The sequence below is a fragment of the Zoogloea sp. genome (assembly GCF_017302315.1).
Taxonomy (GTDB): domain Bacteria; phylum Pseudomonadota; class Gammaproteobacteria; order Burkholderiales; family Rhodocyclaceae; genus Zoogloea.
In genome coordinates this window covers 1-12,211 of record NZ_JAFLDT010000101.1, presented here as the reverse complement: position 1 = coordinate 12,211, position 12,211 = coordinate 1, and the positions used below count along the sequence as shown (strand labels likewise).

Below are 12,211 nucleotides of genomic sequence, written 5' to 3'. Positions count from 1 at the left end.
GCGTTGGCGAGGCCCGACGAGGGATTGGTCCAGACCCGGCGTCGTCTGGCTCAATCCGGCGCCCGATAGGCCAACAAAGACGGCGACCGCTATTTGAAGGCCGTGACATCTTCCTTGACAAATAACGCATGCATGTTCACGTCGCACACCCGGGCGGAGAGGCGAAGTTCTGGCTGGAACCAGGGGTGACATTGGCAGGACATACCGGCCTGTCACCGCAAGAACTGACGGCAGCCGCGGAGGTCGTCCTCCGCGACTTTTCGGACAGATGATCAGGCCAAGGCCTTCCTGACGGCGGCAATCACCCGCTCCGCCTCAAAGGGCTTGATGACGTAATCGTGAACGCCGCCCCTGATGGCGGCACTGACCGTTTCCCGGTCTGCATGAGCTGTCACCATGAGCACTGGCAGATCAGGATGCACCGCGCGCAGGCAGGCGACGGTATTCAGACCGTCGATCTCCGGCAGATCGACGGCCAGGCAGACGAAATCGGCCTTGTGACGTTCGACGGCCATGAGCCCTTCGAATCCCGAAGCCACCTCGGCCACTACCTCGAAACCGTTATCTTCGAGGATGACGCGCAACAGGCCCCGCGCCAGCACATCACAGTCGACGATAACCGCACGGTGTTGCGGCCCCTCACTCTTGGGCACTGCCTGCCGGCTCTTTCGGAACGCCATGATGGCCTTCACCTGGAGGAGCGCCGTCAGTATGTTTGCCTCGTTCAATGGCTTGCGTATATAGCCGAGCGCACCGCAATCCATCGCCAGCCTTGCCGTCCCCCTTTGATCATCCAGGCCCATCACCACGACGGCGGTCTCGGGGTTGTCGGCGATCACGGTACGAAGGGCGTCGGGTATCGACGGCTCAATAAGGTGCAGATCGAATATCGCGATATCGGGCTGAAGGCGCCCGACGGTCGCCAACGCTTCCGTTGGCGTACGCAAGCTGGCCAGCACGCGCGCACCCTCGCCGGCCACCATCGTCGCCAATATCGACCGTATCTGCGAATTGGCATCGGCAACGATAAACGAACATCCTTTCAAACGGATTGACATGCCGGTAAATCTCTCCTCGTGGACGACAACCCCACAGACCCGATGCACCAATACGCCAAAATCGGCCGGAACAGAACTGGTTTCGGATGTTTCCTGCAATCACCCATCGACAATGCCCACATTGTCCCCTCGCAGCGTTCGGCAAACTTGAGCCGGATCAAATGGGCCCCAGCCCTGAGGGGAAGGCCACGAGAATTGCCGCAGCATCAGCCCGGTCGTACTTGATTGAAGGGTGCCAGCGAAAGGAGCGGACGCATTCTGCAGCCATCAGGCGCGATTCAATGCGCCTCGACCTGATCTATCCGCCGTGCATTTCCCGGGCGTAGAATCCCCGGCGATACCCCTTGCCCGGCGGTTCAGCTCGACAAGGCTTAGGCTGCACAAACCACATCCTCCGCCCATGTATCGCTCCGTCTTCGCCCTGTCTCTGCTCGCCGCTACTGCTCTTTGCCATGCGCTCGGCGCGGAAGACACAGAGTTCTACGGCAATCTGCCCGGCGGTCTACTCCTCAAGCTCCGCCTGACGAGTGACCCGCAGGCCTGGTCCAGGCAGAATTTCATCTACGGTGCCAGCGGTACCAAGCTCGCTTTGTGCTGGAGCGAACGAGTAAAGGAAGTCCGGAAGTCCTTCGTCTGTACGACCACAAAGGGAACTGCACCAACCTTGATCTACGAGCTGTTTGGATCGCCGGAGCGCCAGGCCAGCTTCAGTGACCAGACGCCGCAGGGAAAGGAGTACCGTGCAATCGCAAACAAAGCACGTCTTGGCGACGGGACCTTGGCGGCGATCTATGTGTGCAAGGTCGGTTGCTCCGCGGACACGCCGACACACCTCTACGAAGTTGCGAAGTACGACTGAGCAACTCACGTGCGGCCTAACTCAAACGCCGGGCATTCCCCATGCATCCGCTCTTACAGTCTCTCTCTGGTGGTGACCGACGCTCAGTGGGGGAATCTAATCGTGCAGTGCTCGCCGTTCTCGAATGTCCTGAGTTGATTGGCGTGCTGTTTCAGGGACTTGAAACCGCCGATCCCACCCTGCGCATGCGTTGTGCTGATGCTATCGAGAAAGTAACGGCCAACCGCCCTGAGCTTCTGCTTCCTTTCAAGGAAGCGATATTGAATCGCCTCTCGAAGCTTGAACAACAGGAAGTTCGCTGGCATGTCGCTCCGATGCTGGCGCGCTTGCCCCTGACAGAGGCCGAAGAAGTCACCGTTGTAAACTTGCTGCTTGGTTACACCAACGACCGCAGTAGCATTGTGAAAACCATGTCCATGCAAGCCCTGGCTGATATTGCGCTCCGTAGTCATCGTTTACTGCCCGAGATCAAGCAACACATCGAAGAGCTTTCCATTATCGGCACTCCGGCCATGAAGGCACGGAGCAAGAAACTCCTCAAGTCTCTGGCAAAGGAAAGTCAGGGGTAGCCCAGCACTCAACCTCGCGCACTTCGGTCGCCGGACGTTGGGCATTACCAAAAGAGCCATCCAGCACCTCGGAGAGAATCAACCTCCTTTCCTCGGTTGTCCTCCCCGAACCAGGCGTAAACCCAATGCTGACGCGGGTTCGCCCTCCACTGGCCGGATCACTCGATGGGTGAAGCTGAAGGGGTTTATGGAGCGCGCTGAGGGCGGCTGGAGGGACTGTAGGGGCGACTTCAGAGGGTGTTGTAAAACCATTTTGCACAGCCGAGACACTCGCGTTATGAGATCAAAAACTGCATTTAGCTCGCAAAAACATGGCGTTTTCGGGTGACTGAACCGCGTTTGGTGCCGAGTCCATCGTGAATGCCTGGTTGGCGACGAGTTTTGCGACACCCTCTTCAGTCGCCCGCGGACGTCGATCAAGGGCATGCCTGTGATCGATGCGTCGGTGGGCGACTGAAGTCGCCCCTACAGGAGAGACCGTATCGACGGTCAGACAACGCGTCAAACGGAGGAAATCAGGATCAATGTATATGCCACCCGGATTCAACACTGTTACGCCGTACTACTTCGTCAAAGACGCCGAATCCTTCGTATCGTTTCTAGTCCACGGCCTCGGAGGCGAGGAGACTTGCCGCACCCTGCGCGGTGACGGGTGCATCCAGAATGTTCAGGTGAAACTCGGAACATCGACAGTGATGGTTAGCGAAGCCACAGAGCGCTACCCCGCGATGGCCGCTGCCTTCTACCTCTACGTGTCGGATGCCCATGCCGCCATGAAGCGCGCACTCGAATGCGGTGCGAGCCTGGAAATGGAGGTCGGCGACATGCCCTATGGAGACAGGCAAGGCGGCGTCCGGGACAAACACGGAAACATCTGGTGGATATCACAACGCACTGTTGAAGAACCCTACACCCCATAAGTGGAGAGTTGCGCCATCGGATCGCCTCCGGCGGCAACAGAACTCAAACGCAAGGCCGCACAGCCACCACCTACCCAATGCACCCACTACGACAAGCCAGTCTCGTCCGGCGATCCATCGCAATTGCCCTTGCCCTTGCGCTCCATGCGGCGCAGGCGGGTGAAGATCGAAGCCATGACGAACTCGGTCACTCGGTCACGACTGAACTTTTGCAGGTCTTCGTCAATGCGGGACTTTGCAGCACACGGGTTGAGTGCTCGAACAAGCGTCGCGTGCTCTTCTCATCCAGCAGTAGCGGGCTTCACTTCGAAATCTACGACCTTACCGAAGCGCAAATCATTGGCAGCGCGTTTGAGGTGCTCGGTCGGCGGGGCCGGGAACTTCCCGTTGGCAAAAAGCTTCAGGCGAAGTTCGTCAGCCATTCCAAGGCCGCTGACATCAAGCGGTCGGTACTGTCGAAGCAACCGATCCACGCCAGTCTCGAAGTATGGGGCTCGGGATCGGCGGCCGCGCGCTAAGAGCGTGGCCGGTTTTCGTTTCCTGCTTACCTGCTTTTCCCTGACGCCTGAACGCTCACGATGGATCGAACGGACGGCCTCTCTCCAATCAGCCCGGCACCCCACCGCCTTCGCACAAGGCCACCGCGAGGCTGGCCTGAAGGGCGAAGTGCCGGACGGCACGCCAGCTCGCCTCGTCGAGCCCACGGCCGTTACAGTCGGCATAGAAGACGCCGATCTGCCGTGAGGCCAAGCCAAAGGGCACGATGAAGCCGGAATCGCAGCCGGTGACGGCGCACAACCTTTCGGTGCCGCCACGCTCCACGCGGGCAGGGTCGATCCAGCTTGCCGTGCCACTATCCACGGCGTCGTCGATGACATCCTCGGGGTCACCATCCATCGAAAAACTGAATTGCGCGCAAAGGGCTTCACCACCACTGCCGAGCCCGAACTTGCCGCGCAGATGCATGCGATCACGCGTCAGGAGCGCCACCACCACCCGCTCGCAACCAACACCCCGAACCAGGCCTTCGGCAGCGAGTTGAAGGATGTCGGCAATGGCCGCCCGTTCAAGGCTCATGGCCGCCAGATCCTGCAGGATGCGCAACTGCAGCGCCGCGTCGGGCGCGGACGGGATGGCCAGCGCCTCGGGTTCCGGCGCGACGACGGACACATCCGCGCTGGGTATCACCCGCCCTACTTCCGGCGCCCCGAAGAATGCGGCGACGCGCGCCGCCTCTCCGGCGTTGGCGATGACCTCCGCGCTCACCACGGACGGCGGCAGACCGACATAGTCCGCGGCTTCGCGGATCGCCCGGCGCGCGCCGATGGAATCCCACCCGTCCTCGGACGCGCGCGCCAACCGGTTGCCGATGACCACCGCCCACTCCGGCCCATGGCTTCGCGCATCGCCCTCAATCGCCGCTGCCGCCAGGGAGCCCAGTCTCCACTCCCGCACCAGCCCGGCTGAAAGATGGCGCAGGGAGAACCCCAGCACCACTTGCTGGGCCTCTTCTTCGCGCATCTCGCCCTGCTTCATGCACCGTTCAAGGGCTTGCGCGTGCTCGCCACCGAAGCACCAGAAAGCCATCTCGCCCACCCGGGACAACAGCGCGGCGATGAACACCTGTTCCCCCTGCTGTTCGCCTCGCCGCTGAATCACCCATCGGGCCTGTACCGCTGCATGAAAACTGCGTGCCATCTCCAGATTGACACGGCTGCGCACGCTGCCGCCCAGCAGCGCATCGATGAGTGCCACGGACAGGGCCAGCTGGGCCACGGGATCGAAACCCAGGACGACGATGGCTCGGGACACCGTGCTGACGCCCTGTTGGGCCTGATTGAAGTAGGCGCTATTGGCAAGCCGCAGCACCTTGGTGGTCATGGAGGCGTCTTTCAGGATGACCTGCGCCAATGCCGACGCCGACGCGCGTTCGTCACCGATGATCCTCCGCAGGGCATCAACGGTGCGTGCAAATACCGGCATGTCGCACCCGCGGATGCGGGCGATCCATTCGCTCAGATCAGAAGGGCCAGGACTGATGGAATTCATGTTGTCTCCTCTGTTCGATATCGGCCGGGAAGGTCGCGGCTTGAACGGCAGTCGGCGCAGCAGGGAGGGCGGGCGACGATCTCCCGACACCCATGACCCCATTTCACCCATGCTCGTCATCCGCCCATGCGGCCCCCCCCCATCCGCCCCGCGTGTTCCGTGCACCTCCGGGATAAGCCCGTCAGCCCGCGGAGCGCGGGCGGGTCGCGGAAAGGCGAGCATAGGCCTCGGGGATGCCCTCGCCTTTCGGGGTGGCTGCCGCAGATGCGGCCAGGCCTGTGCCCTCCCCGGCCGGCCCGCCACCCTTGTGCGGCCAGGCCCCACACCACCCGAGGAGGAAACAACATGAACATGATGCGGGCGGCACGCTTGCACGAGATTGGTGGCAGCTTCGCCATCGATCAGATTCCCATCCCCACACCGGGCAGGCAGGAGGTGCTGGTGAAGGTCGAGGCCTGCGGGCTGATTCCCAACCTGCGCAACGTGGTCACGCACTTTCCAAACTGGTATCCCTTCCTGCCGCTGCCCGCACTGCCGGCCACCTTCGGCCTCGACAGCGCAGGCACGGTGACGGCGGTGGGCGACGGCGTCACCGCCTGGAAGCCGGGCGACCGGGTGTATGTGAACCCGGGCATCGGCTGCGGCGAGTGCCGCTACTGCCGGCAGGGCGAGCCCACGCGCTGCAACAGCTATACCTTCATGGGCTACTTCGGCTTCGGCCCCGGCTCCCAGGCCATCTTCGAGCGCTACCCCCATGCGGGCTACGGTGAATACCTGACCGCACCCGCGGCCAACCTGGTGCGTCTGCCCGACACGCTGAGTTCAGCCCAGGCGGCCCGCCTCGGCTACCTGGGCACCGCCTACTCGGCGATCCGCAAGTCGGCCCTGCGGCCCGGCCAGAGCCTGTTGATCCTCGGCGCCACCGGCACCCTGGGGGTGGGCGCGACGCTGCTTGCGCTGGCTTTCGGCGCCGCCCGGGTGCTGGTCGTGGCCCGGGATCGCACGGCGCTGGAACGCCTGGTCGCGCTCGATCCCCGGCGCGTGGTACCGGTGCTGCTGGGCGAAGGCGGGATCGCCGGGCAGGCGCGCCGGCATCTGCCCGACGGGGTGGACGCCATGCTGGACACCCTGGGGGCGAAGGCACCCGCCGAGCTGTCGGTGGATGCCATGGGCGCGGTGGCCCGCGGCGGACGCATCGTGCAGATCGGCGGCGTGGCCGGACCCATTCCGATTGATCCGCATCCCTTCATGTGCGCACAACTGCAATACATCGGCTCCCTGTGGTTCACCCCGACGGAGGGAGAAGAGCTGGTGGGCATGATCGGCGCCGGCCTGGTGGACCTGGGCCTGCTGGAGCCCCGCGCCTATCCGCTGGAACAACTTAATGAAGCGCTCGCGGCGGTGGAATCCCAAGCCAACGGCTTTACCAACTTTCATATCACCCACGCCTGACCGCCCCGTCACGCCCTACCCCAACGAGGAGACCCTGATGCAAGCCACGAGAATCGTCACCGGCCACGACGCCGAAGGTCGCGCCGACTTTGCCCTGCAAACGCCATTGGAGCACGGCGCCTTTGACCACCACCCCGGTTTCGTCGCCAACCTGCTGTGGCGTACCGGTCCCCAACCCGCGATCCCCGCGAGCCCGTCCGATCCAGTGGTGGCGGTGGAATCCGTCATTCCGCAGCCGGGTGGCACCATCGCCATGATGGTGAGCTTCCCCCCCGACAGCGTGATGAGCACCCCCGACTTCGACCCCGCTGCCGCCGGAATGGAGTTCGCGCAACGGCTGCCCGGCCTTGCCGAAAGCTTCGACCCCGATGGATCGGGCTTCCACCGCACGGACACGGTGGACTATGGCGTGGTGCTGGAGGGCGAGATCTGGCTGGATCTCGACGACGGCCGCGTGCGCCACCTGAAGGCGGGCGACGTCGTTGTGCAGCTCGGCACCCGGCACGCCTGGCGCAACCGCGGCGAGCACCCGGCGCGCATGTTCTTCGTGCTGATCGGCGCAGTACGGGACTGACCCTCCCCCTCGCCCCACCCGGAAACCATCCTGATACCCGGGAGCAACGCATGTCCCGAAGCGCCCGCTTCAATCACCACATCATGTGCGGCGATTGAACCTGTTTTCCTCGGTTATCCTCCCCGAGCCAGACGCGAATCCAATGCTGACGCGGGTTTGCCCTCCATTGGCCGTATCACCCGATGGGTGAAGCTGAAGGGGTTTACGGGACGCGCTGAGGGCGGCTGGGGTGTGGGGACTGTAGGGGCGACTTCAGTCGCCCGCGGACGTCGATCAAGGGTGTGCCGGAGATTAACGCGCGGATGGGCGACTGAAGTCGCCCCTACGAGTCGCCCCTACAGGAGAGACCGTATCGACCGTCAGACGACGCGTCAAACGGAGGAAATTAGCTTGTTATCCTCCCCGAGCCAGACGCAAATCCGATGCTGACGCGGGTTTGCCCTCCACTGGCCGTATCACCCGATGGGTGAAGCTGAAGGGGTTTATGGGACGCGCTGAGGGCGGCTGGGGTGTGGGGACTGTAGGGGCGACTTCAGTCGCCCGCGGACGTCGATCAAGGGTGTGGCGGAGACTAACGCGCGGATGGGCGACTGAAGTCGCCCCTGCAGGAGAGACCGTATCGACCGTCAGACGACGCGTCAAACGGAGGAAATTAGCTTGAAGCGCTCTTCCGCCGCCGCAAGGCCCCAGGCGGCCATCGCGCATCACCCGCCCACCGCCCCCGCGGCTCCCAGCTTCACCACCCGCCCCTTGGCCAGGGCCTTCGTCAGGATCTTCCACACATCCAGGTCAAAGGCCGGGCGGCCCGATTCGAGCAGGGCGTGCACCTCTTCCTCGCTTCGCGCCGTGCCGAGCCAGCACCAGTTGTCGATCACATGCAGGGCCTCGCCCTCGCGCAGCCCGACCGGGCCGGCGTAGGGCCAGCGCTCCACGCGCAGCTTCTGCAGCGCCATCATCAGGCGGGCGCCATGCAGGCCGCGGGACTCGGCGCCGATGCAGGCGCCCTTGCAGCGCTTGATCTGGTAGCCGAAGCAGGGCTGGCCGCTACGCACCTTTTCCAGGCCGAGGCAGGCCTGGCACAGGGCGTGTTCGTCGGCCAGGGTGCGCAGGGCCTTGGTGGCAGCGGTCTGGCTGGTGAAAAAGCCGAATAGATTGTCCTGGCGCCCCGGGTCCAGGTCGGGTCCGCGCACCAGCACCGGCCGCCAGCCGCCCTCCCCGTCTGCCACCAGTTGCCAGGCGCACAGGCCGCTGCTGCGGCGCAGGCGCCGGTTGTGGATGGGCTGGCGTTCCTTGACCAGCTTCGCCTCAAGCAACAGGGCGCCCACCTCGCCGGCGGTCTGGATCCACTCGATGCGGCGCAGTTGCTGGGACAGGCTCATCTCCTTGGCGCTGCTGTGGTCGGCGCTGAAGTGGGACAGCACCCGGGTGCGGATGTCCTTGCTCTTGCCCACGTAGAGGGGCAGATCGTTCTCGCCGAAGAACAGGTACACCCCGGGGGTCTCGGGCAGCTCGTCGATGATGGACGGATCCAGGTGGGGTGGCAGTGCGGGGCGGCCCAGCAGGCGGGCGATGGTGGTGTCGATCAGTTCGCTGTCGAGCTGGCGGTGGATCAGCTGCCAGAACTGCCACACCAGCTGCGCATCGGCCAAGGCCCGGTGACGATCACCCACCACCAGGCCATGCCGCTCGATGAGGGCATCCAGGCCATGGCGGCGGTGCTCCGGAAAGAGCGCCCGGGACAGCTTGACGGTGCACAGCACCGGCGGCCGCAGGGGCAGGCCGACCCGCTCGAAGGCGTTGCGCAGGAAGCCGTAGTCGAAGCGGGCGTTGTGGGCAATGAAGAGCCGGCCATCGAGACGGTTGTAGATCTCCTCGGCCACCTCCGCAAAACGCGGGGCGTCGGCCACCATCTCGTTGCTGATGCCGGTGAGACGCTGGATGAACTCGGGGATGCGCCCCTCGGGCCGGATCAGCTGCGACCACTCCCGCACGCCGTCCTCGTCCACCTCCACGATACCCACTTCGGTAATGCCATCCACGGTGGCCACGCCACCATTGGTTTCGATGTCGACGAAGGCGAGGCCCCGCCAGCGTCCGTTGCTGAGTTTCAAGATCTGCCTTCCTTGTCCGATGCCTGCCTCCGACCGGGCCGGACGGAGAACGTTCAGGGCCTGCCCCCCCACCCCGGGGCGGAGGTGACCGCGGCCGCTTCGGCCCGATTATTGACCGAGAGCTTGCGGAGCGCCTGCTGGACATGATGCTTGACCGTCAGCGGGCTGAGCTGCAGATCGACGGCGATCTGGGCATTGGTCTTGCCGCTGCGCACGCCCTCCAGCACCTGGCGCTGGCGCGGGGTCAGACCCGCCGGCATGACTTCCGGCTGCGTCCCCGGCCGCTGGCGGAAGAAGGCCAGGTACAGATGGGGCAGCAGCAGCTCGGCCAGGTAATGCTCCCGCGGGCCGGGAAGGCCCGGCATGCCCAGGAAGATGAACAGACACGGGGCCGGAACCGCCGATTCGTCGACCCCATGGACCAGCATGCTCCCCGCCGGCAGACCGAGCCCGGCACAGGCTGCCGGGGTGTCCGGCGCGGAATGGGCGCACGGCCGCCGCCCCCGCTGCTGCCAGAGCCCGCGCAGCCTGACCCAGGCCTGATCGGCGGGCGCCCGGAGGGCGGCCTCGAGCGCCGGAGAAAGCACCGCTCGGGAGAAGATCTCCACGCCCCCTTCCTGCCCCACAGTGGCACCGCCATGCAGGCAGACGAGGGTCTCATGGGGCAGAAAACGCTGCAGGGCACCCTGCACCCAGAGATAGAACTCGTTGGGCCGTCGCACCCGGACGGCCCCCTCCAGGGTGTCCTTGAGGCGTTCCAGGTCGTACTGGTCGAAGGACGGCACGTCCATCCCGCCTACCTCCCCGGCACCTGAGCGGCCGGGGGCGGAGCAAGGCCCTCATCCGCCGGACGCATCTGCCAGTCGGTGTGACGGGTCGCCTCCCCCTGCACCGCCACCCAGGGCGGCAGGCCGGTACGGCGCAGCGCAGGGCGGGTGGAGCGGCTGCGCACGGCCACGATCTGCCCATCCCGGCGATCCACCAGCCAGTCGGCCTCGCCGGTCATCGGGTCGCGGTAGAGCCGGCGCAGGTGCCGCCGCACAAAGGGCTGACGCGGATCGAGCAGCAGATCTTCGAGGCGCTGGGGATAGGCCGCCGCACCGGCTGGCGAGCTGGCCCGGTAGCTGGCCAGGGCACGGGCGAACTCGCCACCGATGAACAGCAGCTCGGCCTCGCGATCCCGCTGGGCGGCCGTGGACCACACCGTGCCGAAGCCCGCGAGACCCAGGCCCAGGGCCGCCACCGCGAAGAGCATCAGCAAGTAGGTGGCGCCGGCCTGGCGCGATGGGAATCTCATAGCTCCGAGAACGGCAGGCCGTCCCGGGTGTGGCCGGGGGCGCCGCTGCGCAGATCGTGGATTCCGCCACCGCGGCCTTCGGGCGGGGCGACGAGGGTCCACGCGTCTCGCCGCTCGATGATCGGGTCCACCGGCAGGGCACGCAGATAGCGCCCGCTCACCAATTCATCCAGATCCCGGGGGTAGCGCCCGGTGTCGCCGTAGAACTTGTCGATGGCGTCCCGGGTGACGGCCAGGGTCTGCACCAGCGCGGCCTCCCGTGCCCGCTCCAGGTGCCCGAAGTAGCGCGGCGCGGCGATGGACAACAGGGTGGCGACAATGGCCATCACCACCAGCAGCTCCACCAGCGTGAATCCCCGGCTGCGCACCGCCATTGGCATGCCGGTCACCATTCCCGGTAGGGCAAACCGTTGAGCCCGACCCCGGGCGCGCGGGAATACACGTCGAACACATCCGCCCCCGGGGCCGGTGCGTCCGCCGGGCTGGCGTAGCTGCGCAGCCCCCAGGTGGCCGCGGGGTCCGCCGCCGGGTCGGCATGGAAGGGGTCGCGGGGCAGGCGGCGCAGTACGTGGATGCGCACGCTGCCCGGCGAGCGGGCATCCGGCACCCCCTCCACTAGCGCCTGGAGGGTGGGCGGGTAGCCATTGCCGTCGGCAGGTCGGGCAATCCGCCCTTCGTCGCTGTAACGCTTGTAGGTGTCGATGCCCTCGCGGATCTGCCGCAGGGCCAGGCGCAATTCACCCTCCCTGGCGCGCTGGCTCGTCACCTGCGCGACCGGCACGGCGATGGCCGCCAGCACGGCCACGACCGCCACCGTCACCACCATCTCGATCAGGGTGAAGCCACGGGTGCCCATGGCTCAGGGCGCAATGCGAACGCCGACGGGCTCGCCGGACGGCAATGTCTGCACCTGCCCGCCGCCACGCAGCTGGGCCGACAGCACCCCGAAGCTGGCCTGACCCGCCGCCCCGGGACGAGCCTTGAAACGCACCGTAAGGCGCGGCGCGGTGCCCGCGGGAAGCTGCAGGGCCAGGGCATCAGCCCCCTCCCCGGGCTGGTCCAGGGCTTCCACCAGGGTGCTGTCGTAGGCCAGCAGCACCGGCCCGCCTTCGGTGGCGGGGCCGGCCAGGGTGAGCGTCACGGCAAAGGTCTCCCCCGCCTGCACCTGCTCCGGCACCGCCAGGGCCAGGGCGGGCAGGCCCGTGCCGTTTGGAAATCGCCGTTGCTGCGGGGAGAAATGGGAATGATCAGAAAATTAGTCTTGCCGGTACGAAAACTGCTGAGCGGGACGCTGAGGAAGCTGTTCAATTTTCTCCCGCGAG

At 65.4% G+C, this 12,211-nt stretch carries 15 protein-coding genes; 7 read left to right on the top strand and 8 right to left on the bottom strand.

Features of this window, described 5'->3' with window-relative positions; all coding sequences use genetic code 11:
• The first annotated feature begins 128 nt into the window (after positions 1–128).
• Entirely contained in the window at positions 129–272 is a 144-nt protein-coding gene (locus J0L98_RS21685) for a DUF4160 domain-containing protein (RefSeq protein WP_365955141.1), read from the top strand.
• Here J0L98_RS21685 and J0L98_RS19450 read toward each other — a convergent pair whose 3' ends face one another.
• Entirely contained in the window at positions 273–1,058 is a 786-nt protein-coding gene (locus J0L98_RS19450; protein ID WP_296413606.1) for a response regulator, read from the bottom strand.
• A gap of 400 nt (positions 1,059–1,458) precedes the next feature.
• Between J0L98_RS19450 and J0L98_RS19445 the strand changes: the two genes are divergently transcribed.
• The 4 genes from J0L98_RS19445 to J0L98_RS19430 all read left to right on the top strand — a co-directional run bounded on the left by J0L98_RS19445 (position 1,459) and on the right by J0L98_RS19430 (position 3,924).
• A complete protein-coding gene (locus tag J0L98_RS19445; RefSeq protein ID WP_296413605.1) occupies positions 1,459–1,917 on the top strand; it encodes a hypothetical protein in 459 nt (152 codons plus the stop codon).
• Between the two features lie 107 nt (positions 1,918–2,024).
• Entirely contained in the window at positions 2,025–2,486 is a 462-nt protein-coding gene (locus J0L98_RS19440) for a hypothetical protein (RefSeq protein WP_296413604.1), read from the top strand.
• 524 nt (positions 2,487–3,010) lie between these two features.
• The gene (locus J0L98_RS19435; RefSeq protein WP_296413603.1) at positions 3,011–3,406 is read left to right on the top strand and encodes a VOC family protein; all 396 of its coding nucleotides are present in this window, start codon (positions 3,011–3,013) and stop codon (positions 3,404–3,406) included.
• Positions 3,407–3,414: 8 nt separating this feature from the next.
• Positions 3,415–3,924: a hypothetical protein gene (locus J0L98_RS19430; protein ID WP_296413602.1), complete on the top strand. Its 510-nt coding sequence runs from the start codon at positions 3,415–3,417 to the stop codon at positions 3,922–3,924.
• A gap of 88 nt (positions 3,925–4,012) precedes the next feature.
• Here the strand turns inward: J0L98_RS19430 and J0L98_RS19425 are convergent, their stop codons facing one another.
• A complete protein-coding gene (locus J0L98_RS19425; protein ID WP_296413601.1) occupies positions 4,013–5,455 on the bottom strand; it encodes an HDOD domain-containing protein in 1,443 nt (480 codons plus the stop codon).
• 345 nt (positions 5,456–5,800) lie between these two features.
• Here J0L98_RS19425 and J0L98_RS19420 point away from each other — a divergent pair, with 345 nt between their 5' ends.
• Together J0L98_RS19420 and J0L98_RS19415 are read left to right on the top strand one after the other, a co-directional pair.
• Positions 5,801–6,907 carry an alcohol dehydrogenase catalytic domain-containing protein gene (locus tag J0L98_RS19420; RefSeq protein ID WP_296413600.1) on the top strand — a complete coding sequence of 369 codons (1,107 nt, stop codon included), beginning with the start codon at positions 5,801–5,803 and terminating at the stop codon, positions 6,905–6,907.
• A gap of 37 nt (positions 6,908–6,944) precedes the next feature.
• Positions 6,945–7,481 (top strand): cupin domain-containing protein, encoded by a 537-nt coding sequence (locus J0L98_RS19415; protein ID WP_296413599.1) that lies wholly within the window; start codon positions 6,945–6,947, stop codon positions 7,479–7,481.
• 704 nt (positions 7,482–8,185) lie between these two features.
• Here the strand turns inward: J0L98_RS19415 and J0L98_RS19410 are convergent.
• Genes J0L98_RS19410 through J0L98_RS19385 form a run of 6 tightly spaced genes read right to left on the bottom strand, consistent with a single transcriptional unit; the run spans position 8,186 to position 12,030 of the window.
• Complete coding sequence (locus J0L98_RS19410; protein ID WP_296413598.1) at positions 8,186–9,592, bottom strand: 3'-5' exonuclease family protein; 1,407 nt, start codon at positions 9,590–9,592, stop codon at positions 8,186–8,188.
• A gap of 53 nt (positions 9,593–9,645) precedes the next feature.
• A complete protein-coding gene (locus J0L98_RS19405) occupies positions 9,646–10,383 on the bottom strand; it encodes a LuxR C-terminal-related transcriptional regulator (RefSeq protein ID WP_296413597.1) in 738 nt (245 codons plus the stop codon).
• Positions 10,384–10,388: 5 nt separating this feature from the next.
• Entirely contained in the window at positions 10,389–10,889 is a 501-nt protein-coding gene (locus J0L98_RS19400; RefSeq protein ID WP_296413596.1) for a type II secretion system protein, read from the bottom strand.
• Positions 10,886–11,269 carry a type II secretion system protein gene (locus J0L98_RS19395; RefSeq protein WP_296413595.1) on the bottom strand — a complete coding sequence of 128 codons (384 nt, stop codon included), beginning with the start codon at positions 11,267–11,269 and terminating at the stop codon, positions 10,886–10,888. The genes J0L98_RS19400 and J0L98_RS19395 overlap by 4 nt, the downstream gene beginning before the upstream one ends.
• Before the next feature lie 5 nt (positions 11,270–11,274).
• Entirely contained in the window at positions 11,275–11,745 is a 471-nt protein-coding gene (locus J0L98_RS19390; RefSeq protein WP_296413594.1) for a type II secretion system protein, read from the bottom strand.
• A gap of 3 nt (positions 11,746–11,748) precedes the next feature.
• A complete protein-coding gene (locus J0L98_RS19385) occupies positions 11,749–12,030 on the bottom strand; it encodes a hypothetical protein (protein ID WP_296413593.1) in 282 nt (93 codons plus the stop codon).
• Between the last annotated feature and the right edge of the window lie 181 nt (positions 12,031–12,211).